General features: G+C 63.2%; 25 protein-coding genes. 5 read left to right on the top strand and 20 right to left on the bottom strand.

Annotated elements, in window-relative coordinates; all coding sequences use genetic code 11:
- Positions 1-93: 93 nt before the first annotated feature.
- From murG to B7X90_RS05270, 15 genes are all read right to left on the bottom strand, one after another.
- Positions 94-1,260: an undecaprenyldiphospho-muramoylpentapeptide beta-N-acetylglucosaminyltransferase gene (murG, locus tag B7X90_RS05340; protein WP_292622400.1), complete on the bottom strand. Its 1,167-nt coding sequence runs from the start codon at positions 1,258-1,260 to the stop codon at positions 94-96.
- The gene (locus B7X90_RS05335; RefSeq protein WP_292622398.1) at positions 1,257-2,492 is read right to left on the bottom strand and encodes an FtsW/RodA/SpoVE family cell cycle protein; all 1,236 of its coding nucleotides are present in this window, start codon (positions 2,490-2,492) and stop codon (positions 1,257-1,259) included. Before B7X90_RS05335 ends, murG begins: the two co-directional genes overlap by 4 nt.
- A complete protein-coding gene (murD, locus tag B7X90_RS05330) occupies positions 2,489-3,820 on the bottom strand; it encodes a UDP-N-acetylmuramoyl-L-alanine--D-glutamate ligase (protein WP_292622397.1) in 1,332 nt (443 codons plus the stop codon). The genes B7X90_RS05335 and murD overlap by 4 nt, the downstream gene beginning before the upstream one ends.
- Positions 3,817-4,881, bottom strand: coding sequence for a phospho-N-acetylmuramoyl-pentapeptide-transferase (gene mraY / locus B7X90_RS05325; RefSeq protein WP_292622395.1), 1,065 nt, complete (start codon positions 4,879-4,881; stop codon positions 3,817-3,819). The genes murD and mraY overlap by 4 nt, the downstream gene beginning before the upstream one ends.
- Complete coding sequence (gene murF, locus B7X90_RS05320; RefSeq protein WP_292622391.1) at positions 4,882-6,351, bottom strand: UDP-N-acetylmuramoyl-tripeptide--D-alanyl-D-alanine ligase; 1,470 nt, start codon at positions 6,349-6,351, stop codon at positions 4,882-4,884. It lies immediately after the preceding gene.
- The gene (locus tag B7X90_RS05315; protein ID WP_292622389.1) at positions 6,348-7,796 is read right to left on the bottom strand and encodes a UDP-N-acetylmuramoyl-L-alanyl-D-glutamate--2,6-diaminopimelate ligase; all 1,449 of its coding nucleotides are present in this window, start codon (positions 7,794-7,796) and stop codon (positions 6,348-6,350) included. Before B7X90_RS05315 ends, murF begins: the two co-directional genes overlap by 4 nt.
- Positions 7,793-9,538, bottom strand: coding sequence for a penicillin-binding protein 2 (locus B7X90_RS05310; RefSeq protein ID WP_292622388.1), 1,746 nt, complete (start codon positions 9,536-9,538; stop codon positions 7,793-7,795). Before B7X90_RS05310 ends, B7X90_RS05315 begins: the two co-directional genes overlap by 4 nt.
- Positions 9,535-10,236 carry a hypothetical protein gene (locus B7X90_RS05305; RefSeq protein ID WP_292622386.1) on the bottom strand — a complete coding sequence of 234 codons (702 nt, stop codon included), beginning with the start codon at positions 10,234-10,236 and terminating at the stop codon, positions 9,535-9,537. The genes B7X90_RS05310 and B7X90_RS05305 overlap by 4 nt, the downstream gene beginning before the upstream one ends.
- Positions 10,233-11,222 carry a 16S rRNA (cytosine(1402)-N(4))-methyltransferase RsmH gene (gene rsmH / locus B7X90_RS05300; protein ID WP_292622384.1) on the bottom strand — a complete coding sequence of 330 codons (990 nt, stop codon included), beginning with the start codon at positions 11,220-11,222 and terminating at the stop codon, positions 10,233-10,235. The genes B7X90_RS05305 and rsmH overlap by 4 nt, the downstream gene beginning before the upstream one ends.
- Positions 11,219-11,716: a division/cell wall cluster transcriptional repressor MraZ gene (locus B7X90_RS05295; protein ID WP_292622383.1), complete on the bottom strand. Its 498-nt coding sequence runs from the start codon at positions 11,714-11,716 to the stop codon at positions 11,219-11,221. The genes rsmH and B7X90_RS05295 overlap by 4 nt, the downstream gene beginning before the upstream one ends.
- A 323-nt stretch (positions 11,717-12,039) precedes the next feature.
- Positions 12,040-12,765 carry a DUF4350 domain-containing protein gene (locus tag B7X90_RS05290; protein WP_292622382.1) on the bottom strand — a complete coding sequence of 242 codons (726 nt, stop codon included), beginning with the start codon at positions 12,763-12,765 and terminating at the stop codon, positions 12,040-12,042.
- Positions 12,765-13,181, bottom strand: a complete 417-nt coding sequence (locus B7X90_RS05285) for a hypothetical protein (RefSeq protein ID WP_292622380.1) — start codon at positions 13,179-13,181, stop codon at positions 12,765-12,767. Before B7X90_RS05285 ends, B7X90_RS05290 begins: the two co-directional genes overlap by 1 nt.
- A 15-nt stretch (positions 13,182-13,196) precedes the next feature.
- Positions 13,197-14,195 (bottom strand): cysteine synthase A, encoded by a 999-nt coding sequence (locus B7X90_RS05280; protein WP_292622379.1) that lies wholly within the window; start codon positions 14,193-14,195, stop codon positions 13,197-13,199.
- A gap of 67 nt (positions 14,196-14,262) precedes the next feature.
- On the bottom strand, positions 14,263-14,925 hold the full coding sequence (ccmB, locus tag B7X90_RS05275; protein ID WP_292622378.1) for a heme exporter protein CcmB: 663 nt from the start codon (positions 14,923-14,925) through the stop codon (positions 14,263-14,265).
- Positions 14,922-15,332, bottom strand: a complete 411-nt coding sequence (locus B7X90_RS05270; RefSeq protein ID WP_366409666.1) for an ATP-binding cassette domain-containing protein — start codon at positions 15,330-15,332, stop codon at positions 14,922-14,924. Before B7X90_RS05270 ends, ccmB begins: the two co-directional genes overlap by 4 nt.
- 64 nt (positions 15,333-15,396) lie before the next feature.
- Here B7X90_RS05270 and B7X90_RS05265 point away from each other — a divergent pair, with 64 nt between their 5' ends.
- Positions 15,397-15,687 carry a 4a-hydroxytetrahydrobiopterin dehydratase gene (locus B7X90_RS05265; RefSeq protein WP_292622437.1) on the top strand — a complete coding sequence of 97 codons (291 nt, stop codon included), beginning with the start codon at positions 15,397-15,399 and terminating at the stop codon, positions 15,685-15,687.
- A gap of 108 nt (positions 15,688-15,795) precedes the next feature.
- Entirely contained in the window at positions 15,796-16,236 is a 441-nt protein-coding gene (locus B7X90_RS05260) for a hypothetical protein (RefSeq protein WP_292622376.1), read from the top strand.
- Positions 16,237-16,425: 189 nt separating this feature from the next.
- On the opposite strand, the gene B7X90_RS05255 is transcribed toward B7X90_RS05260, so the two are convergent.
- Together B7X90_RS05255 and B7X90_RS05250 are read right to left on the bottom strand one after the other, a co-directional pair.
- The gene (locus B7X90_RS05255; RefSeq protein ID WP_292622374.1) at positions 16,426-17,235 is read right to left on the bottom strand and encodes an SDR family oxidoreductase; all 810 of its coding nucleotides are present in this window, start codon (positions 17,233-17,235) and stop codon (positions 16,426-16,428) included.
- Positions 17,236-17,444: 209 nt separating this feature from the next.
- Entirely contained in the window at positions 17,445-18,062 is a 618-nt protein-coding gene (locus tag B7X90_RS05250; RefSeq protein ID WP_292622372.1) for a DNA-3-methyladenine glycosylase 2 family protein, read from the bottom strand.
- A gap of 138 nt (positions 18,063-18,200) precedes the next feature.
- Here B7X90_RS05250 and B7X90_RS05245 point away from each other — a divergent pair, with 138 nt between their 5' ends.
- Complete coding sequence (locus tag B7X90_RS05245; protein ID WP_292622370.1) at positions 18,201-18,518, top strand: 2Fe-2S iron-sulfur cluster-binding protein; 318 nt, start codon at positions 18,201-18,203, stop codon at positions 18,516-18,518.
- 169 nt (positions 18,519-18,687) lie between these two features.
- Here B7X90_RS05245 and argC read toward each other — a convergent pair whose 3' ends face one another.
- The 3 genes from argC to B7X90_RS05230 are packed head-to-tail and all read right to left on the bottom strand — an operon-like array spanning position 18,688 to position 21,433.
- On the bottom strand, positions 18,688-19,617 hold the full coding sequence (gene argC, locus B7X90_RS05240; RefSeq protein WP_292622369.1) for an N-acetyl-gamma-glutamyl-phosphate reductase: 930 nt from the start codon (positions 19,615-19,617) through the stop codon (positions 18,688-18,690).
- Positions 19,614-20,039 (bottom strand): SH3 domain-containing protein, encoded by a 426-nt coding sequence (locus B7X90_RS05235; RefSeq protein WP_292622368.1) that lies wholly within the window; start codon positions 20,037-20,039, stop codon positions 19,614-19,616. Before B7X90_RS05235 ends, argC begins: the two co-directional genes overlap by 4 nt.
- 11 nt (positions 20,040-20,050) lie before the next feature.
- On the bottom strand, positions 20,051-21,433 hold the full coding sequence (locus B7X90_RS05230; RefSeq protein WP_292622367.1) for a leucyl aminopeptidase family protein: 1,383 nt from the start codon (positions 21,431-21,433) through the stop codon (positions 20,051-20,053).
- A gap of 53 nt (positions 21,434-21,486) precedes the next feature.
- Between B7X90_RS05230 and B7X90_RS05225 the strand changes: the two genes are divergently transcribed.
- Both B7X90_RS05225 and map read left to right on the top strand, forming a co-directional pair.
- Positions 21,487-22,287, top strand: a complete 801-nt coding sequence (locus B7X90_RS05225; RefSeq protein WP_292622366.1) for a DUF3298 and DUF4163 domain-containing protein — start codon at positions 21,487-21,489, stop codon at positions 22,285-22,287.
- A 55-nt stretch (positions 22,288-22,342) separates the two neighbouring features.
- The gene (map, locus tag B7X90_RS05220; protein ID WP_292622436.1) at positions 22,343-23,173 is read left to right on the top strand and encodes a type I methionyl aminopeptidase; all 831 of its coding nucleotides are present in this window, start codon (positions 22,343-22,345) and stop codon (positions 23,171-23,173) included.
- Positions 23,174-23,227: the final 54 nt, after the last annotated feature.

Below are 23,227 nucleotides of genomic sequence, written 5' to 3'. Positions count from 1 at the left end.
GGGCGTGCTTCGCCCCTTCGACAGGCTCAGGCCTCAGCACGAGCGGGGTTGGGAGGGAAGAAAAGGCCCACTCATCCTGAGCCTGTCGAAGGATCATGCCAGTTGCTCCTGCCCGGAAGTGGCAGGGCTGCGCTTGTCCACGCGGATCACGTCCATGATCGGATCGCCGCCGAAGCTTTCGACCAGATCGGCAAGATCGCTGACGGCGTTGGGCAGGCCACAGTTCCACGCGGCGTGGGCGGCATTGGCAAGGGTTTGGGGATGCTGGGCCATAACCTGAATTTGCTTGGCAAGTTCCTTCGGGGTGAAGCCGGACTGGCGGATCGCGCGCGCGCCGCCTGCTGCCACCATCTCACGCGTGTTGGCGGCTTGGTGATCATCGGTAGCGATAGGCAGCGGGATCAGGATGGCGGGGCGGCCAACGGCGGTGAGTTCGGCGATGGTCGAGGCTCCGGCGCGGCCGATGAACAGGTGCGCTCCGGCAAGGCGGGCCTGCATGTCTTCGAAATAGGTGCCGAGTTCGGCGGGGATTTCGTGATTGGCATAGCGTGCGCGGACAGCTTCGAGGTCTTCCGGGCGGCACTGCTGGGTCACTTGCAGGCGGTGGCGCAATGCGGGCGGGAGCATGGCGAGGCCATCGGGGACGACCTCGGACAGGATTGAGGCGCCCTGGCTGCCGCCGGTGACCAGCACGCGAAACAGGCTGTCTTCGGTAATTTCGGGGAATGCCTCACCGCGCAGGGACAGCACTTCGGGGCGCACCGGATTGCCGACGCGGTGGACCTTACCCCACAGTTTGGGATCGAGCCGGTCAATCTCTGCATAGGCGGTGGCGATGGCATCGACGCGGCCTGCAAGGTAGCGGTTCACGCGGCCCAGCACGGCGTTCTGTTCGTGGATCACCGTCGGGATCTTTGCCGCGAGCGCCGCCAGTAGTGCGGGCAAGGCGGGATAGCCGCCAAAGCCGATCACGCACGAAGGCTGGAAGCTTTCGAACAGGCGCAGCGCCATCGCGCGGCCCTGCCAGATGGCGCGAAGGCCCTTGAGCAGGGCAACGGGGTTCCTGGCCAGACGCCCGGCAGGCAGGACGTGCGCGGGCATGAAATCGGGCTTGCCAGGGATCTTTGCGCCGCGTTCGTCGGTCACCAGTGCAACGTGATGGCCGCGCCGCTCAAGCTCTACCGCCAGCGCAAACGCCGGAATAAGGTGTCCGCCGGTGCCGCCTGCGGCGAGGACGTAATGGCGTGACTCGCCGCTCATTTGCGCACCAGCTCCGAAATGTCGAATTTCTCACGCGAGAGGTAGGGGTTGCGCCGCGTGATCGCGAGCAGCAGCCCGACGCCCAGGAGAAGCGCGATGGTTGACGATCCGCCATAGCTGATCAGCGGCAAGGTCATGCCTTTCGATGGGAACAGTTGCAGGTTCACGAGGATGTTGATGAACGCTTGCCCCACCAACTGCGCGGTCAACCCTGCAGCGGCGAGGATGGTGAACAAGTCGTCCTCGTCAAGCAGGCGCATCAGCACGCGCAGCGCGATAGCACAATAGATCATCACGATGACCGCGCAGGCAATCAGCCCGAATTCCTCTCCGATCACCGAAAAGATGTAGTCGGTGTGGGCTTCGGGCAAGGCGTTCTTGCGGCTGCCGAGCCACAGGCCCGTACCGCTCCACCCGCCGTTGGTGAGCGTGCGCATGGCAAGGTCGACCTGATCGAACTCGCTGCCGCCCGACAGGAAGCTGTCGATGCGGTTGGTGGCGTTGGGATAGAACAGATAGGCCGCTATCACGCCGACAACGCCCGCGCCCATCGACCACAGGATCTTGGTAAGCGAGAGCCCTGAAAGCAGCACCAGCACGAACCACACCCCGCCGAACAGCACGGTCGATCCAAAATCAGGCTGTGCCATGAGTAGTGCGCCGACCAGCGCCATCATGGCAACGGTGATCGGAATGACCGGCAGGTTGGGATCGCGCACGCGCCACGACAGCACCCAAGCCATCGCAATGGCGAAACCGGGTTTCAAGAATTCCGAAGGTTGCAGGCTGAAGCCGAGCCACAGCCAGCGCCGCGCGCCCTTTACTTCGCTGCCCACGAGCGGGACGAGCATCAACCCGATGACCATAGCCGCTGCCAGTAGAATAGCCCCGCGCCGTGCGGCTTCCTTGGGCAGGACCGAGGCGAAGAACATCGCCACCATGCCGACGGCGACCCAGCGCAAATGCGCCCAGAAGAAGTAGAGATCGGCCAACGTCTTCTTGGTGGTGGACAGGCGATGCGCGCTGGCGGGTGACGACGCGGCAACCGCAATGCAGCCGATGGCCACCAGCGAGAAGATCAGCGTGAGCAGCACACGATCGATCTCGCGCCACCAGATCAGCAGTTCGCTGCGGCGGCTGCGACGGAAACGCGTGCCGTGGCCGGTTACGCGCACGCCGCCTTCGGGCGTGGGTGTAGTGACAAGCCGGGTGGGCGTGGGCGCGGTGCTCATTGACCAGTTCCCGGAGGACAGGGTGTATCCCGATCCTCAATCAATGCCTCGACGATCTGGCGGAAGCTGTCGCCACGCGCCTCGAAATCGCGAAATTGATCGAAGCTGGCACAGGCCGGAGACAGCATGACGACATCGCCGGGTTGTGCAGCGTTCATCGCCTGGCGCACTGCATCGCACATCATCTCGCTGCGGTTGACCGGCATGATCGGGTCAAGAATTTGGGCGAACATCGGCCCGGCTTCCCCGATGGTGTAAGCCGCGACGACATTGCCGAAATAGGGGGCGCATTCGTCCAGATTGTCGCTTTTGGGCAATCCGCCGAGTATCCAGTGAATGCGCGGATAGGCACCGAGTGCGGGCGCTGTAGACGCAGCGTTGGTGGCCTTGCTGTCGTTGACGAACAGGACGCCATCGGCTTCGGCCACACGTTCCATGCGGTGTGGCAGGCCGACGAAGCTGGCAAGTGCGGGCCGCCAGACCGCCTCGGCAATGCCAAGATGCTGGGCGATTTCAACGGCGATGGCCGCGTTTTGCAAGTTGTGCGGACCTTGCAGCGAGGGCCAAGCGCCCTGTCCTTCAAGCGCATCGGGCTGCACCACGTGGACGAAGCCGACATCATGGCGTGCCGATGCTTCGCGTGCGATGGCCAGCGTGTGTTCGTCACCGCAGCCGAACACGGCATGGTTGCGCGGGCCTTGCATCTGGAACAAGCGGGCCTTAGCGGCGGCGTATCCAGCGAAGCCATCATAACGATCGAGGTGATCGGGGCTGAGGTTGATCAGCGCGGCGACATCGCAATCGAGGTTTTGCGTCAGGTCGATCTGGTAGCTTGAAAGCTCCAGCACATAGACGCCACCGGCTGGCAGCGGCTCCTGCCCGAGGATCGGCAGGCCGATGTTGCCGCCCAGACGCGCTTCCAGACCTGCGGCATGGCAGATGTGGTGGACCAACATGGTGGTGGTCGATTTGCCGTTGGTGCCGGTGATGCCGACCACGCGATGTGGCGGAAGATCGGCGCGGGCTTGCGCGAACAGTTCAATATCGCCGATCACCGGCACGCCGAACGCGGCAGCATGGGCGGCGATGGGGTGTCGGTTGAGTGGCACGCCGGGGCTGACGACGACACCTACAAAACCGGTGAGGTCCATCGCCAGCGGATCGGCAATCTGACAGCGCCCTTCATAGGCGGCGCGCGGCTCTTCACGGCTGTCCCACACGGTAACGTCTGCCCCACCCGCCAGCAGCGCTTCGACGCTGGCCTGCCCCGAACGGGCGAGGCCGAGCACCGCAAAACGTTTTCCGGCGAAGGCGGACGAGACGATCATCGCACTTTCAGCGTGGCAAGGCCGATCAGCGCAAGGACGATCGACACGATCCAGAAGCGGATCACGACGGTCGATTCCTTCCAGCCGAGCTGTTCGAAATGGTGGTGGATCGGGGCCATGCGGAACACGCGCTTGCCGGTGCGTTTGTAGACGGCAACCTGCACGATCACCGACACGGCTTCCATCACGAACAATCCGCCAACGATGGCCAGCACGATTTCATGATGTGCGGCAACAGCGATGACGCCAAGCGCGCCACCGAGCGCGAGGCTGCCGGTATCACCCATGAACACGGCGGCAGGTGGCGCATTGAACCACAGGAATGCAAGCCCTGCTCCCATCATCGCCGCGCAGAAAATCGCCAGTTCGCCCGCGCCTTTGACATGCGGAATGCCAAGGTATGAGGAATAGTCGACGCGGCCAGCCAGATAGGCGATGATTGCGAAGGTGCCTGCGGCAATGATGACCGGCATGATGGCAAGACCATCCAGACCGTCGGTCAGGTTCACGGCATTGCCTGCGCCCACGATCACGAAGATCGCGAAGAGGTAGTAAAACGGCCCTAGCGGCACATAGAGGTTGCTGAACACCGGCACGTAGAGGTTGGTTTCACCCACGGCGAGCCACGCCGCAACGGCCGCCACAACGAATTCACCGGCAAGGCGCACCTTGGCGGGAACGCCCTTGTGCGCATATTTGGTGACCTTGTCATAGTCGTCGAGGAAGCCGATCAGGCCGAAACCAAGCGTCACCACGATGCAGGCCCAGATCAGGTGGTTGGTCACATCCATCCACAGCAGCAGCGACAGCGACAGCGCGGTAACGATCATCAGCCCGCCCATCGTGGGGGTGCCACGCTTGGCTAGGTGAGACTGGGGGCCGTCCTCACGGATCGGCTGGCCCTTACCCTGCCGCACGCGCAGCATATTGATGAAGCGCGGCCCGATGATCAGGCCGATCAGCAGCGCGGTCAGCAGCGTAACGCCCGCGCGGAAGGTCTGGTAGCGGATAAGGTTGCTGAAACCTTCAAAGTTCAGCCATTCGGCCAGCTGATAGAGCATTCACTGTTCCCTGGCGGCAAGCGAACGCACGATCGCGCCCAGGCCCACCGAATTCGACCCTTTGACGAGCAGGGCATCACCCCCACGCACGCCATCGGCCGCGAGACATTCTGCCGCTTCGACCGCATTTAGCACATGCGCCACATCGATTTTCGCGGCAAGCGAGGGATTGTCGCTTTTCCCCAAGGCTTGCGCCAAAGCCGCCATTTCGGGTCCGACGAGGATCAGACGTTCCACCTTGCCTTCGGTAATCGGGCCGACCAGTTCGGCATGATAGCGGGCTTCGTCCGCCCCGAGTTCACGCATTGCGCCAAGGATGGCGACACGGCGTGTGGCCGGTGTTTGTCCAAGCTGGCGCAAAGTTACTGCCATCGAGGCAGGATTGGCGTTGTAGCTTTCATCGATCAGCAGTGCCTTGCCCGAACCGTCACCGCCCTGCGCCGGGATGGTGTGGCGCGCGCCGCGACCGGCAAGGCCTTCCATTTCGGCCAAAGCGAGACCTGCCGCACCCAGATCGCCGCCGATGGCATCGACCGCCGCCATGATCGCAAGCGAATTGGCGACCCAATGTTCGCCCGGTTGCGCAATCGTGTAGCAAACCTTGCGCCCGCCGAGGTCTGCCGTCACCAGCGTGCCACCGCCGGGAGCGGGCACAGCATCAAGCAAGCGGACATCGGCGTCAGCCTTGGTGCCGAAGCTAATAACGCGCCCAGCGTGTTGAGCGGCCTTTGCGCGCAGGAGTTCGCAATGCGGGCTATCGGCGGGGATGATGGCGGTGCCGCCGGGTTCAAGCCCTTCGAAGATTTCGCCTTTGGCATCCGCGATGTCTTCTTCGCCCGTAAAATGGCCGATGTGGGCCGGTGCAATGGTCGTGACGATGGCGACGTGCGGGCGGACCATCCGTGTCAGCGCGGCCAGTTCGCCAGCGTGGTTCATGCCCATTTCGAACACGCCGAAGCGGGTAGATGCGGGCATCCGGGCAAGGCTGAGTGGCACACCAACGTGGTTGTTGTAGCTCTTGACCGAGCGGTGGGCGCGGCCACGGCTTGCGCGGTCGAGCGCGGCATAAAGCGCTTCCTTCACGCCGGTCTTGCCCGCAGAGCCGGTGACGCCGATAATCGCGGCATCGACACGCGCGCGGGCGTGACGACCCAGCGCTTCGAGTGCGGCCATCGTATCGGGCACCAGCACGTGAGGGCCGAAGCAGGCGTGTTCGACGACAGAGCCGGGTGCGCCTCGACCTGCGGCACCTTCAAGATAGCGGTGGCCGTCCGATGTTTCGCCCTTCAGCGCGAAGAACAGATCGCCTTCCACCACATCACGGCTGTCGATCTCTACGCCCGAAACAGCGAACGGCGCGCTGGCGCGGCCACCTGTGGCGAGGGCAATTTCGTCGCTTGTCCATAGCGCAAGACCCGCCGCATCGGACGGGTCCTCTGGCCATGCAATCAAGGCGGGATGAGCGGTCATGTCGTACACTCCCTTGCAACCTCGACATCGTCAAACGGCAAGATGCGCGTGGCATCACCCCGCCCCACGATCTGTCCCTGTTCGTGCCCCTTGCCTGCGACGAGCACAATATCGTCGCGCCCCGCCTCGGCAATGGCTGCGGCAATGGCGGTGCGGCGATCACCGATTTCGCGCGCCTTGCCATCGCATCCGGTCAGCACGGCGGCGCGGATTTCAGCGGGGTCTTCGCCGCGCGGATTGTCGTCCGTGACAATGACCACGTCAGACCCGGAACAGGCGGCTCGGCCCATTTCCGGGCGCTTGCCTCCGTCACGATCTCCGCCTGCGCCGAACACGGTGATCAGGCGGCCCTGCACGTGCGGGCGCAATGCGTCGATAGCGGCTTCGATGGCATCAGGCGTGTGCGCGTAATCGACATAGACCGGCGCGCCCGCGCGGTTGATGGCGGCGCGTTCAAGCCTTCCGCGCACCGGCTGAAGGCGAGTCAGTGCATCGAACACTGCGCCCGCTTCGCAGCCCGAGGCAATCGCGAGACCTGCCGAGACGAGCGCGTTAGCCGCCTGATAGGCACCGATCAGTGGCAACGCTATCTTGTGCGCCTTGCCCTGCCAGTCGATGTCAAGCGTCTGGCCCAGTTGTGTCGGGGCACGGTTCGTCAAGCGAATGGCGGTGCCGTTGCTGCCAACGGTGAACAGTTGCAGGCCGCGTTGCTTCGCATGGCCCACCGCGCGTTCCGACCATTCGTCGTCCGCCCAGATAACTGCCGTGCCGCCTTCAGCGACCACGTGATCGAACAGGCGCATCTTGGCCGCGAAGTAATCTTCCATCGTCGCGTGGTAATCGAGATGATCGCGGCTGAGGTTGGTGAAGGCACCGGCCACAACTCGCAGGCCTTCGTTGCGGAACTGCGAGAGTCCGTGGCTGGACGCTTCGTAGGCCACATGCGTCACACCTTCACGGGCAAGGCCAGTGATGTTCGAAAGGAATGTGACGATATCTGGTGTGGTGAGGCCGGTGGAAACGCTTTCGTCTGCTGTGGTGACGCCCAGCGTACCGATGGAGGCCGCTGAATGGCCCGCCATGCGCCAGATCTGGCGCGTCATCTCAACCGTGGACGTTTTGCCGTTGGTACCGGTGACGGCGACGACGGTTTCGGGCACGGGCTGGAAAAAGCGCGAGGCCAACGCGGCAAAGGCCCGGCGCGGTTCGGCATCGGCAACGTGGACTGCGCCTTCGACCTTGGCTTCAGGGCGCGCCACCACGGCGACGGCGCCTGCCTTCACCGCATCGGCAATGAAATCCTCGCCATTGAAGCGCGCGCCGGGGAATGCGCCGAATATGGTGCCGGGGGCAACCTTGCGATGATCGATGGCAAAGCCGGTGACGTTGGTGTCGCCGTCTGCCGCCGGAAAGCCCGCAGCTTTAAGGATCGGCCCAAGCTTCATTCGCCACTTCCGTTGCCGACCAGCGGAGAAAGGTCGGAAATGTCGATGTCGCGCGTGTCGTCAGGGACGACGCCAAGGAACGGCCCGATGCGCGGCACCACGCGCCCGACGATGGGACCGGCATTCCACGCAGCCGTCCGCTGGAACGAGGTTGCAGCAGTGCCCTTTGGCTCATCAAGCATGGCGATCACCACGTAGCGTGGCTTGTCCATCGGGAAAGCAGCGGCGAATGTAGCCACCAGCGAGGTACGATTGTAGCCGCCCTTGCCGCCCGGCTTTTCAGCAGAGCCGGTCTTGCCCCCAACGCGAAAGCCGGGGGCGTTGGCAGATTTGCCAGTGCCATCGACCACGATCATGCGCAGCAGCTGACGCATACGCGCGCTGGTGGAAGCCTTGAACACGCGGCGGCCTTCGGGGGCCTTGGCCGGATCGACCTTGAACAGGGTGGCCGGACGCCACACGCCGCCGTTGACCATTGCGGCATAGGCAGCGGCGAGGTGAAGCGGGGTAACCGCGATGCCGTGGCCATAGCTGACCGTCATCGTGGTGATGCGCGGCCATTCGCCCGACTTCTCATGCCCGCGCGGCCAGAGCGGAAAGCCGCGTGCGGGTAGTTCGATATAGGGGCGTTCATTCATGCCCAGCGCCGCCATGGTCTTCTTGAGCGCCGGACCGCCAAGCTTGTCTGCCACTTGCGCGGTTACGATGTTTGACGAGTGGATCAACGCTTCGGGCACATTGAGCGAGGCGCCAAAGGGGTGGCTGTCCCGAATGCGGAAGCCACCGATTTCCAGTGGCCGGTTGGCCGGATAGCGCACCGAAAGATCAGTCACCACGCCCGCATCAATCGCAGCGGCGACCGAGAGCGGCTTGAACGTGGAGCCGAGTTCGTAGACCTGATTGGTGACCTTGTTGAACACCAGATCGTTGTAGGCCATGTCCGAGCGGTTGGGGTTGAACGAAGGCAGCGACGCAAGCGCAATCACTTCGCCGGTATCAACATCCAGAATGATGCCCGCCGCACCTTTGGCCTCAGTTTCCATCATGCCGCGGCCGAGTTCGTCCTCAAGCGCCCCTTGCGCGCGCATATCGATCGACAGTGAAACCGGGCGACCGCGCTGCATGGGATCGATCAATTGCTTTTCCAGCACCTGCTCCATCCCCACATGGCCTTTGCCTTCGCCATCGACATAGCCAAGCACGTGCGCGCCGAGCGAGCCCTGTGGGTAGTAACGCTGGTTCTCACGCGGAAATTCGAGCGCCGGTTCGCCAAGCGCAAAAATGCGGTTGGCCTCTTCGGGCATGACCCGGCGGATCAGGTAGCTGGGCTTGTCGGACTTAAGGCGACGCAGCAGATCGACCTGGTCGGCATCGGGGAAAATCTGCATCAATGCCGCCGCGACTTCCTCGGGTGATTTGACCAGAGGCTGCCCCTTTTCGCCGAGCGCCTTGGGATTGTACCATAGCGCATAGGCCGGGAATGCCCGCGCCAGCGGCACGCCATTGCGATCGGTAATTTCGCCACGCGGCGGGAGCAGCGCTTCGGCAAGCGAACGGCGTTCTGGTGCGTCCTCGAAAAAGCCAAGCTGGAGGATGCGCGCAAAAGCGGCAGCGCCTGCAAACAGGAACAGGAACGCGACAACCAGCACCCGCACTTTCGCCTCGACCAGCGAGCGCTGGCGGACGTTGGCGAGCTTGACCCGGCCAGAGGCGATGGCGGCTGAAGCAGTGAGTGCGTTCACTTGACTGCCTTAGCCTCCTTGCCCTTGGTTGCGCGAGGGGCAGGAGCCGCCTTGCTGCCCTTGGTCTTTGACTTATCCGCAGCGGCGACGGCCTTTTCCGCCTTGGCTGGCTTGCTGGCCTTCTTCGTTGCCGGCTTCTCCTTTTCAGAAGCGGTTTCGTTCAGCACCGGCTTGCGCGGGCGCGAATCGACGACTTTACCGAGCCGCTCGTTGAGCGTTTCGACTGCTTCGTCATGGACGACCTTGGCCGTGCGCGGCTCCGCTTTCGCCTCGATCTTCTCGGCTTTGGCGTCCAGCGGCTTACCCGATAGCGGCGAAACCATGGCAGGGAACGCAGCAGAGGCGATCACGTTGTCATCGACGCTGGCCACCCGGATCGGCGCGGGGGCATTGGCCAGAGCAGGCACGCTGAGCGCGGCGAGTTGCCGTTCGCCTTCAAGGTACTGGCCCGCGCCGGGCGCGGCATAGCCGAACTCGACATCGTTCCAGGCCTTCAATTGCTGCTGGTTGGAGCGCGTCTCGAACTCGGTTTCGAGGTAGAGCTTTTCCTGCTTCAGCGCGACAATCCGGGCTTCAGTCTGGTGAATTTGGCTGCGCAGCGCGTTGACGCGGAAGGCCAGCACCAGCACGAGCGCAAGGCACAGCCCAAGCAGCACGACCCAGCCGACCGAGCGCAGACGATTGGCCGACGCGATCATGCCGCTGCCCTCCCCGTTGTTGCCCGCGCCGGTGAAGCAGTGCGCACGGCCCAGCGCAGCGTGGCAGAGCGGGCGCGCGGATTGCGGGCCTCTTCCTCTGCCGATGGACGGATCGCCGCTGATGGCTTTTCGAACACTGCCACGGACTTTGCCGCCATCTGGGGCATATGGCGTGAGCCTGCCGGGAGCGCACCGGCTGCCTCACGCAGGAACTGCTTCACGATCCGGTCTTCAAGGCTGTGGAAGCTGACCACGACGATGCGGCCGCCAGGCAGCAGCACCTTTTCGGCTGCGGCAAGGCCTTCCATCAGTTCGTCCAACTCACCATTGACGTGGATGCGAACCGCCTGAAAGCTGCGCGTGGCCGGATCCTTCTGCGCCTTCGGACCCTTTATGTCGGGCCGATAGCCGACGGCCTTACGCACGACAGCAGCGAACTGGCCGGTGGTGGTGAGCGGCCGTGCCGCCACGACCGCGCGGGCAACGCGGCGCGACTGGCGTTCCTCGCCGTAGCGATAGAGCACATCTGCAATGTCCTCATCGCTGGCTTCATTCAGGAAATCCGCCGCACTTGGACCGTCCTGTGACATTCGCATGTCTAAAGGCCCGTCCGAGGAAAAGGCAAATCCGCGCGCAGCCTGATCAAGCTGCATCGAGCTGACGCCGATATCGAAGACGACGCCATGAACGCCTGCAATCCCGGCCTCTGCAAGTCCTTCTGCCAGTTCGGAAAAGCGACGGGCGTGAAGGACGAGGCGCGGATCTTCTCCACAGGTTTCTCCCCAGAGCTGTCCCGCAGCAATCGCGTCGGGATCGCGGTCAAAAGCATGGACGGTCGCGCCCGATTCCAGCAGGCGACGGGTATAACCGCCCGCACCGAAGGTGGCGTCAACGATCAGGTCACCGGCCTGCGGGTTCAGGGCGGCGACGACTTCTTCAAGCAGAACGGGAATGTGCGGGGCGCGCGTGCTTTCGGGAGCGGTCACTTGCGCTTCCCCTTGGCAGCTTCGGCCATCTTGGCCCTGCATCCAGCTTGGGCGATGGCCCAGGCCTCACCCTGTTCGAACAGGATGCGTGGGTTCCAGATGGTGATCTGGCGGCCGCCACCGTGGAAATAAAGACCGTCCTCTACCTGCCCCAGTTCGGACAGGTAATCGGGCAGCACGAAACGACCGCTGTCATCGTAGCTGGCGCGATAGAAGCCATAGACCTGACCTTCGGCAGCATCGCGGTCAAAATCCTGGCCGAGGCGCAGGCGCTTCTCTTCTTCGCGATCGATCTCGGCGGCAAAATCGGCAAGGCGCGAAAGACCAAACCCCGTGAGGCACGGCAGGCGCGGATGCTTGTCGAGGCAGAGAACGCGGGCGTTGGCAGAGGCCGTGAAGATGTCGGCCCGGAAATCGGCAGGCAGAACAAAGCGACCCTTTTCGCCGCGTGGCGAAAAGCCCTGTCCTACCAGATTTACCGGCCCTCCCGTCACGCGTGACACCCCGCTCGCGGACGAAAAACTCCCTCGCCCGGCAACGCGCCCTCGCGCAATGCCGACTCATCCCCTGTGGATGCGACTGGAGTTCGTCCCGATGAAAGGAACTACTAACGCGGGACAGCGCGGGCGAAAAGGGGAAAATGCGGGAAAGCGCGGTCTAACTATGAATCTGTGGCATTTTTTCTACTTATTGACGCGTCAGTAACCATGGTGTGCTGCAAATAGTGGCACGAAAAACTTCGGAATCGCCTGCATCCTGACCGACCCCGATTCTTCCACCCAAGGTTTTCCCGCAGTTTCCCGCGTCCAGATGCAGTTCAACGCCCAAAGGCTTCATCCATCAGGCCATTGAGCCCCGAAATACGCGCATTTTCATCCTCGCCGGTTTCGAGCAGCGCCGCATCCGCAACCAGCACTGCCCGCCCTTTCCCCACATCACACCGGGCAACAAGGCCGTTCCGGCCGATCCGGCAAACCGCATCATGCCCGCCTGCAATGATCGTGAACGCTCCGGGAAGATTGACCGATAGCCCTTCTCCCGCACTTTCCCGGACACCAGCCGGCTGATCTTCGTCAAAGGTCAGGCCAAGGCCCCAGCGGGCGAGGATTGGCGAGACCAGCACCACGTCCTGCGGCCGCCGCCGGTCCCCCAGCGCGAAGGCGCTGTCCTGCGTCAGCATTGGATCGGCAAACAGCAGCACGTGCCCACCTTTGCGCACCCATGCATCGAGCGAAACGTTTTCTTCGGGCGCCAGCGGGCGTGGCTGCGCGATGACCAATTCGCGCAAGGCGGATAGATCGAGCAGGGTATCAAGCGGGATCAACCTCCCGCGCTGCTCAAGCGCCGTGCGTGCCCAGTGGGGCTTTGTTGGAGCGTCTACAAGCTGCTTGAGGTCGCCCGTCTCGCTCCACAGGATCGGGAGACTGGTGAACAGGCCAAGTGCGCGATCCTGCCTGCCGGTTGAGGTGAACAGAAGCCAACCAGTCAGAGCCGTTGCAACGACAAGCGCCAAAGCCAGCGCCGTCCGGCGGCCGAAGCGCATCAGGGCTGCGGCGCGCGCACCGTGGGTGCTGGCGTGGGCGGCGGCGCAGGTGACAATGTCACGGTGGGCTTTTCACCGGCGGTCACGGGAAGTTGCGGTGCGACGCCCATGTCTGCCAGCGGGTCTTTGGCAGACGTCTCACTCACTTCAACGGCAGGGGCTGCTGTGTTGACCGCGCTTTCATCAATGAACTTGGCGCGATCCATGATCACATTGGCGAGGCTGACCAGCAGCAGCATTCCGGCAAGGCCGAACATGCCCACCTGCAAGCGATGGACCGCCTGTGCACGCAATTCACGGCGGCTGGGCGGGACATGCGCCAACATGCTCGCCGCAGAAGCCTGTTCGGCAGCAGCTTGGTCCGCCAGCGCTTGCGCCGAAGCCTGCCTTGCCGATCTGATGCCAAAAAGCGCCATATCGGCTATTCTAACCTATTGCTCCAGCCAAGGGAACACCGGCAATCCTTTCGCCTTCAACCATTCGGCGTTGTAAAGCGAAGAGAGGTAGCGGAAGCCGGTGTCGCACAGGATCGTGGCGACGCGGCTGCCGGGGCCGAGCTGCTTGGCCAGCGCGACTGCGCCCGCCACATTGATCCCGCTGGAAAGGCCGAGGCACAGGCCTTCGTCGGCCAGCAGGCGCTCTACCCAATAGAGGCCTTCCTCATCCGAAATGCGGAACTGGGTGTCGATTGGGGCGCCGTCGAGGTTGGCGGTGATGCGCCCCTGCCCGATGCCTTCGGCTACCGATGACCCTTCGGCCTTCAATTCGCCATTGGCGTAATAGTTGTAGAGCGCCGCGCCGTGCGGATCGCTGAGCGCGATGGTGACGTTCTCGTCGAAGGCCTTAAGGCCCATGCCCACGCCCGCGATGGTGCCGCCTGTGCCAGCCGCGCACGTGAAGCCATCGATGCGGTGCTCCATCTGCTCCCAGATTTCAGGCGCGGTGCTTTCGATATGGGCGCGACGATTGGCGATGTTGTCGAACTGGTTGGCCCAGACCGCGCCTTCGGTTTCCTCGGCGATGCGGCGCGAGGTATGGACGAAGTGGCCGGGGTTCGAAAAGGGCGCGGCGGGAACGAGCACAAGTTCGGCACGCAACGCGCGCAAAGTGTCCATTTTTTCGCGCGATTGCGTTTCGGGCATGACGATGACCGATTTGTAGCCGCGCGCATTGGCGACCAGTGCAAGGCCGATGCCAGTGTTGCCTGCGGTGCCTTCGACAATCGTGCCGCCGGGCTGCAAAAGGCCGCGTTCTTCGGCATCGCGCACGATCCACAGCGCCGCCCGGTCTTTCACCGAAGCGCCGGGATTGGCAAATTCGCACTTGCCGTAAATCTCGGCCCCTGCCGCCTCGCTCGGCCCTTTCAGCAGGACGAGCGGCGTGTTGCCGATGAGGGAAATGGTATCGGATGCAATCTGTGGAGCGTTCATATCGCCGGAGTTAGGGTCTGTTTGCCCAATTGCCAACGAATTTGCGCTTGTCCGCGATGAAGCCCGATTACTCGCGCCCAGCGCGGATGGCAGCGCCACCGGCAAAGGGCGCGACGGCCAGCGCCACCAGACTGCACGCCGCCAGCAGGGCCAGCCCGCCCTCGCCATCCGGCTGAAGCGAGCCTGCGCCGAAGATCAGGAGCGGCACCGCCATCGGAATTGCCAGCAGACCGCCGAGCGCCGCACCTGCGCGCATTCCGGCGGTGAGCGCGGCAATCGTCACGCCTATCGCCGCCAGCCCCGGCGTGCCCAGCAGCAGACCAAGCTCCACCGTCCACAATTGCTGCGCATCAAGCGAGAGCAGCCCTGCCGAAAGCGGCGCGGCCAGCATCAGCGGCACGCCGAAGCTCAGCCAGTGGGCCAGCACGCGCACCGCCAGCAATGCCTCTTCCGAAATGCCGCGCAAGGCCCACTGGTCGAACAGGCCTGCCTCAACGTCAGGCTCTACCAGTCGGTCGAGCGGCAGGATCGCTGCGAGCAGCGCCGCCACCCAGATCACCCCCGCCCCGGTCCGCGCCAGCAACCGCGCATCCGGCCCGACCGCGAAGGGAAACAGCATCGCCACGGCAAGGAAGAACAGCAGCGGCAACACCGCTCCGCCGCGCCCCTGTGCACCGCGCGTCAGCAGCGCGAGATCGCGGGTGAAGATGGGCCAGAGCTTGCGGATCATGGCTGAAAATCCAGCAGCTTGATTTCGTCGACCTGTTCAAGCGCCAGCGGTTGATGCGATGCGATCACCACCGCGCCGCCTGCCCGGCAATGCGCGTCGATGGCGGCCTGTGCCTTGCACGACCAATAGGTGTCGAGGCCGTTCAGCGGTTCGTCGAGCAGCCAAAGCGGCGCACCGCTGGCCGCCACGCGGGCGAGCGCCGCGCGCTTGCGCTGGCCGGTGGACAAGTAGCGCACTGGCACGTCGAGCAGGTCGGCCAGACCGAAGTCAGCTTGCTCCGGCTCGGCGCGGTCAATCCGTTGCCAGAAGGCCAGCGCATCCCGCCGGAACGCACGGACAGCGACAGGCCCCGGAACAAAATCCGGTCCCCGCGCCTGCAGGCAATATCCGTGGCGACGAGACCGCACTCTTGCATGAGGAAGGGCGATAGGGGAAACGATGGCGACTGCCAAGCTTGCCAAAGGACCGATGATGACCATAGCCCGCCTGACCGATGCCGAACGCGTTGCGCTGCTGGCCGAACTGCCCGAATGGCAATTGCGCGAAGATGGGTTGGCGATGGTCCGCACCTTCCGCTTCGGCGATTTCTCCGAAGCCTGGGCCTTCATGAACCGCGTCGCGCTCTATGCGGAAAAGGCAGACCACCACCCGGAGTGGTTCAACGTCTACAACCGCGTGGAAGTGACGCTGACGACGCATGATGCCGATGGGCTGTCGGCAAGGGATGCGGCGATGGCGCGGGCGATGGAGGGGTTTGTTTGAGGGTTTGAGCCAGGGTTTGGACGGCGGGTTTTCGAGGGGTTTGATTGAAAGCTGTCGGTCGGACACGACGCCATTACCGACCGTTCGAATTATAGGCTAGATCACGCGATGCAGACACTCGACGGATTTTTCAAAAGGTTGTCTAAGAAAACTGCCGCACGCTGGTGGGTTGGGCCATTGCCAGACGTGCGCACAAGCAAGGTGTCTCCGGTAATCGCCGCGCAATTAAGTTATCCCTCTGGGGATTTCGATCCTTTCGTCGACGGCGGGATGACACAGCTTAATTGGTCAGAGGCGGCGTATGTCCTTGCCTTGGCGGGAACGAGAAGCCTAGCCTACGGAAACAAGCCACCGTCCGATGGCGTCATTGCACAAGCCGCAGACGCTCTGAAGGTTTTATCGGGAAAAACCGTCTTCCTAACCAATGGAGATTGGCTGCCTGGCAGAAATCACGCTTGGACCCCGTTATCGGCGTCTACATTCGACTGCGGCGTGATTGGGTATGATGAAACAACAGCATTCATTTTTTGGATCGAAGAAGAAGATTGAGCATCGTCCGCTCCCCACTAAATTCCTGCCACCCAAGGTCTTCACACCACATCCCAAAACCCGAGGTCACCCCGGACTTGATCAGGGGTCCCGCTTTTTTGGGCGGCGCGGCGAAAGAGCAGCGGGATCCCGGGTCAAGCCCGGGGTGACGAATGGCGGGGTGGATTCTTGGCGTTGGGCCGGGTGGCCCTACTTCCCCAGAGGCTTTGCCGATGACCGCATCTGTTTCCGCAAAGCCCCCGGCATCCAGCGCGTGGCGAAGGCCAGCTTGCGGGCGGTCTTGCCGACCACGGTATGCAACCGGCTCCTGTGCACCGCTGCCCACGCGGCCTCGGCCACTTCGCTCACCGGCGTGAGTTCGAGGCCTGCGCCAAGCACGCGGGTGCGGATGTCTTCGTTGCTGGCGCGGTTGGGGGCGTGATCAAGCAGCGGGGTTTCGATGAAGCTGGGCATCAGGTCTCGCACGGCGATTCCGTCCTCGGCCCATTCACCGTCGAGCGATTCGGTAATCGCGCGCACGCCAAACTTGGTGGCGGAATAGACCGATGCTCCCGGTGAGCCGTAGATGCCCGCCGCGCTGGCGGTGTTGAGCAGGCACGATCCCGGCGCGCTGGCCTTGAGCCAAGTGTGTGCCGCCTGTGCGCCGAAGATCACGCCCTTGAGGTTTATGTCGAGCGTGCGTTCGATTTCCTCAGCCGTGAGATCGACGATTGCGCCGCCAATCGGGACGCCCGCATTGTTGAACACCACATCGATCCGCCCGCCCGAAGCCTTGGCGCAATCGGCCAGCGCCTGATCCCATGCCGCGCGGTCGCGCACGTCGAGTTTGTGGCAGGAGCTTTGCGCAGGCAGCAGCAGCGCGGCGGTTTGCGCCATGCCCGCCTCGTTCACATCGGCCAGCCCCACGAACCAGCCGCCTTGCGCAAAGCGCTGCGCCACCGCGCGGCCTATGCCCGAAGCGCCGCCGGTGATGAAGATCGTCTTTCCCGCCACTGCCATCCCCTGCTCACATTGTTGTCAGCAGCAGATTACAGGTTTTGGTCGACGTGCAAAGCCGTCAGTTGCGCTTGCCCCCAACCTCTCTGTTTCCGTCACCCTGAACTTGGTTCAGGGTCCATCTCGCCCCACCAACGGCAGTCTGCTTGGCACAATGGATCCTGAAACGAGTTCAGGATGACGGTGATTTGCAACGTTGTGTTTTGTCCGGTTCACAACGCCGGATTGTTATAGCAATGCCACGTGAAGATCGCTGCCGCGCCGCGATGGGGCCGCCAGCTTTCCGCAAGTTCGCGCGTTTCCTTCTCGCTTGGCCGTTCTTCAAGGCCCAGCAGTTTGCCCAGGCCCACTTGCACTGCCAGATCGCCTGCGGGCCAAATGTCGGGGCGGCCTTCGGCAAAGAGCAGGTAGATTTCCGCCGACCAGCGCCCGATGCCCTTGATCTTGACCAGTTCGGCAATCGCGTCCTCGTCATCCTTGGGCAGCGCTTCCAGATCGAGTTCGCCCGAAACGACCAGTTCGCACAACGACCGCGCATAGCCCTGCTTCTGGCGCGACAGCCCGCACGCGCGCAGCGAATCGAAATCGGCGGCGAGCAGGTCGTGCGGGGGCATATCCTCACCCAGCAGCGCCTCCAGCTTGTTCCACACTGATGCGGCGGCAGCCACGCTCACCTGCTGGCCCACGATGGTGCGCAGCAGCGTGCCATAGCCGGTCGCGCGGATGCGCGGTTCGGGATAGCCGACGCGCTTGATCGCTCCGGCAAGCGAAGAATTGCGGGCGGCGATGAAGTCCAGCCCTTCGCGTATCGCTTCAGCGCTCAAGCCCACCCTAATTCTCCGCAAAACAGTTTTGGCCGGTTCAGCAGTTGCCAAAGCCGAAATGGCGCGATAGCAGCCCCGTCCAAAGGCGAACAGGGGGCGCGATCAGGGCGCGTTTGGCCCACCGCCGCATTTGGAGAACAAGCGATGCCGAAGATCGTGGTTGTCAATCGTGCTGGTGAAGAATCAACGGTAGAAGCCGATGCCGGCCTTTCGGTGATGGAGGCCATTCGCGACAACGGTTTTGACGAACTGCTGGCGCTGTGCGGCGGCTGCTGCTCGTGCGCCACGTGCCACGTCTATATCGACCCGGCATTTGCCGACAAGGTTGCGCTGATGAGCGAAGACGAGAACGACCTGCTCGACAGTTCGGACCACCGCAACGAAACTTCGCGCCTGTCTTGCCAAGTGCAGATCACCGGTGACCTTGACGGTCTGCGCGTGACGATTGCGCCGGAAGACTGATCTTTCGCGCTTTGCGCGTTGAAAAGGCCCGCCTCCCGATGGAGCGCGGGCCTTTTTCTTTTGTTACTTAGCTGTGTTCCCCCGCGAAGGCGGGGGCCTCGTGCCGTTTACGGAACGTCAGCGTAAACCTCCTGAGGTCCCCGCCTTCGCGGGGACGCGGATGTTTGGGCTAAACCCGCAGCCCCGCCGTCTCGTCCAGCCCGGCCATCAGGTTCAGCGTCTGCACAGCAGCGCCGCTCGCCCCTTTGCCCAGATTGTCCAGCACCGCCACCAGCCGTGCCTGTTCGCCGTCTTCGCTGCCCATCACGTGCAGCTTCAGCCCGTCCCACGGCTCCATCGAACCGCGCAGCAGCATTTCGCCCTCGGCCGGAGCATCCTGCGCCACGGTGACGATCTTCGATTCGCCATAGAACTGCGTCAGCGCCGCGCGCAGCAATTCGGCCGGCACGTTGCCCGGCATCACGCCCAGCGGCAGCAGCACTTCCACCACCATGCCGCGATGGGCAGGCACCACAGCGGGGCTGAACAGCGGCGCGATGGCAAGGCCCGCATAACGCTGCATTTCCGGCACATGCTTGTGCCCAAAACTCAGGCCATAACCGCGCCATGCGATGTCGCCATCGTCCTCGAACCGCTTGATCAGCGCCTTGCCGCCGCCCGAATAGCCGGACACGCCGGTGCAGGTGTAGGGCCATGCAGCAGGCAGCAACCCGTTGTGAACCAGCGGCGCCAGCAGCGCGAGGAAGCCGGTGGGATAGCAGCCTGGGTTTGAGACCCGCTTGGCCTGCGCCACAATCTCGCGCCCCACGAGTTCGGGGAAACCGTAGGTCCAGCCGTCGGCCACGCGGTGCGCGGTCGAGGCGTCGATGACTTTGGTGCGTTCATTGCGGATCATCGCCACGGCATCACGCGCGGCATCATCGGGCAGGCACAGGATCACCACATCGGCGTCGTTGATCGCCTCGGCCCGCGCCCCGTCATCCTTGCGCCGTGCATCGTCGAGCGCGATCAGGGTGAATTCGCTGCGCCCGGCTAGCCGGTCGGCAATTTCCAGTCCCGTGGTGCCGGCGGCACCATCAATAAAGATGGACGTGGTCATGCTGAAGGCTCCAATTGCGCGAATTCCACGTAACCGACCAGCGAGTCTGCCTGGGCCTGCCCCCACGCCCAACCACCGGCGATGTCGAGCACGTCGAACACTTCGCCTGCCGCCAGCGCGCGCAATTCCGCACCATCGGCCTTGCCCGCACCACGCAAGGTGCCAGCAGCCTTGATCACATGCGGCATCGGCACGGCGTAGTGCGGTACAAAGTACCGTCCAGCGAGGCCGATGTGTGCCAGATCGCCGCGCACCGGCAGGTGCGGCTTGTCCGAGCGGTCCGCCGGACGCACCAGCGTGAGCTGGCCGACTGGCACGTCAACGGGAAGAGGCATAGCTTCGACAGTCAATTCAGGGTGCCCCCGCAGCAGGAAAGCGGGGCGATTAGCCGCCTCGGCGCTTTCAGGCAAGCTATGGTGCATTGCGCCATTCCTCAACCATAACGGGCCTTGAGCAGCCCCCATGCCGCGCGCAGGCCCAGTGCGTCACCGCCCTTGGGCCGCCCGGGCTTGGCTACAGGCCGCCAAGCAAACGTATCAAAGTGTGCCCAATCAAGGCCTTCACCGACGAACTTGTCGAGGAACAACGCGGCCACACTGGCCCCGGCAAAGCCGTTGGCGGGGGAATTCTGTAAGTCGGCCACATCGGATTTCAGGTATTCGCGATACCCTTCGTGCAGCGGGAGACGCCAGCAGGCATCGTCGCGCTCCAAGCCTGCGCGGAGCAGGTCATCCGCCGTTTCATCGCGCCGCGCGAACATGGCGGGCAGATCGGGACCAAGTGCCACGCGCGCCGCGCCGGTCAGGGTGGCGAAATCGATTACCAGTTCAGGGTTCAACTCGCTCGCCCGCGTCAGCGCATCGCCCAGCACCAGCCGCCCTTCGGCATCGGTATTGGTGATTTCCACCGACAGACCCTCGCGCGAACGCAGGATGTCGCCGGGGCGAAAGGCATTGCCCGAAATCGCGTTTTCCACCGCCGGGACAAGCAGATGGAGCCGGATATTCAAGCCCAGCGTCATGATCAGGCCCGCCAGAGCAATGGCATGGGCCGCGCCGCCCATATCCTTCTTCATCAACGCCATGCCGGATGATGGCTTGATGTCCAACCCGCCGGAATCAAAGCACACGCCCTTGCCGACAATCGCCACGCGCGGGTGCTTGGGATCGCCCCACTCCAGTTCGATCATGCGCGGCGCATGGCTGCGCGCCGCCGCCCGGCCTACAGCATGGACCATCGGATATTCCCGCTCCAATGGATCGCCGGACACGACATGGACCTCGGCATGGTGTCCCTTGGCCAGCGCGCGTACTTCGGCCTCGAGTTGCAGCGGCCCCATGTCCTCGGCCGGTGTGTTCACTAGATCGCGTACCATCAGCACCGCGGTTGCTTCTGCCAGAGCAGGCTCGATCAGAGCCACGTCCTTGGTCAACAGGATGCGCGGCTCGGCGTCCTTGGTGTCCTTGCGGTAACGGTCGAAGCGGTATTGCCCGGTCACCCAGCCGTGCAGCGCTTTGCCCGGTTCTGCACCGGCGCGGCGATAGGTGCCGCCGGGCAGCACATCAGCCAGCTTGGCCATGCACCACGAGGACAGGTCATCTACATTGGCGACGCCTGCCACGGCGAACCAGCCATCACCTTCGGGCACGATGGCATGTTCATAGCCCCCGCCTTCGAACTTCTGTGCAGCAAGTGCGGAACGCTGTGCGCCGTTGAGACTTTTGAGGAAGTCGGGCAGCGTTGCCTTGTCTACCAAATGAAGGTCAATGGCCTGCTGGCCGCGATCAGGCTGGATCAGCGCGTTTCTGTCAGTCATGTTGGTGAAGTTCATGCCGCACCGCGCGGCCAGTTGCGAGAGGAAATTGTCCCATGCGTCTAGTCCTTATGGGAGCCGTGCTGGCACTGGGGGCGTGTTCTGTGAAAGAGGACGAACCGACAGCCGCGGCGAGTGAATCCGCTTATGCCGCACAATCGACAGCGGCAGTTGTGACGCAAGCCCCCGTGGCCGCACGCGATGTGCATGAGCAAAACGAATTGTATCAGTTCGATTATTCCTACCCTGCCAGTGCGGGGGCGATCCCTGCGTTGAAGGCCTTGCTGGATGCCGAACTGGAAAAGGCACGCGGCGAACTGAAGGTGGAAGCGACAGAGGGGCAAAATCTGGCGAAGAAGAATGGGTTTCCGTTCAACCCCTACAGTTACAGTGTCGAATGGAAGGTGGTGACCGATCTTCCGGCATGGCTCAGCATGTCCACACTGATCGGCACTTTCAGCGGGGGCGCGCATCCCAACTACGTGTTCGACGCCATGCTGTGGGACCGCGTTGCAGGGCAGCGCCGTGCGCCTGCGGACCTGTTCGTTTCCAAGGCTGCCCTCTCGGAAGCGATACGTGCGCCGTTCTGCAAGGAACTGGACCGCCAGCGCGCAAAGAAGCGTGGCGGGCAGGACGGCGGGCAAATCGAGGAGTTCAGCAAATGTATCGATCCGGTGGAAGAGACCGTGATTCTGGGCTCTTCCACCGGCAAGGCTTTCGACCGAATCGGCATTCTGGTCGCACCCTATTCGGCGGGACCGTATGCCGAGGGCGATTACGAGGTCACAGTGCCGGTTACACCCAAGGTTTTGGCGGCGGTGAAGCCGCAGTTCAAACCGGCTTTCGTGGCGCAATGAAAAGCAACCCTGCCAGCACCTCGCAATTCCCGGCAACATTCGCTACATGGCACCGATGACCGAATACATGATCGTTGAAGACCACGATGTCCTGATGCGCGACGGGACAATCAAGCTGCACGGCCCGGCGGGGTTTGAAGGTATGCGCAAGGCGGGCCGCCTTGCTGCCGAGATTCTCGATGCACTGGCGCCGCTCGTGGTACCCGGCGCGCGTACCGATCATCTGGATGACGTTGTGCGGCAGATGACGCTGGACGCGGGTGCCATTCCCGCAACGCTGGGCTATCGCGGCTACGCGCATTCGTGCTGCATCTCGATCAATCACGTGGTCTGCCACGGCATCCCCTCTGACAAGACCCTCAAGGATGGGGACATCGTCAACATCGACGTGACGCCTCTGCTCGATGGCTGGCATGGCGACAGCAGCCGAATGTACCTTGTCGGCGATGTGCCGCTGAAGGCGAAGCGGCTGGTAGATGTGACCTATGAATGCCTGATGCTTGGCATTGAGCAGGCAAAGCCCGGCGCGCGACTGGGAGACATTGGCGCGGCGATTCAGGCCCATGCGGAAAGGCAGCGCTATGGCGTGGTGCGGGAATTCTGCGGCCATGGACTTGGTCGCCTGTTCCATGATTCGCCCGAAGTGATCCACGCCGCGCGCGCAGGCACCGGCCCGGAACTCAAGCCCGGCATGTTTTTCACCATCGAACCGATGATCAACCTCGGCAAGCCCGGGGTGAAGATTCTGGAGGATGGCTGGACAGCGGTCACGCGTGATCGTTCGCTTTCGGCACAGTTCGAACATTCGATCGGCATTACCGAGGATGGCTGCGAAATCTTCACTGCAAGTCCGAAGGGGCTGCACAAGCCACCTTACCCGGCCTGACTTCTGCCCAAAAAACAGGCACAGCCTGCGCAAATTTTATGCACGATTTGAACA

This window comes from Novosphingobium sp. 17-62-19 (assembly GCF_002256775.1).
GTDB lineage: Bacteria > Pseudomonadota > Alphaproteobacteria > Sphingomonadales > Sphingomonadaceae > Novosphingobium.
The sequence above is the reverse complement of the archived record's forward strand: the minus strand, read 5'-3'. Positions and strand labels throughout refer to the sequence as shown.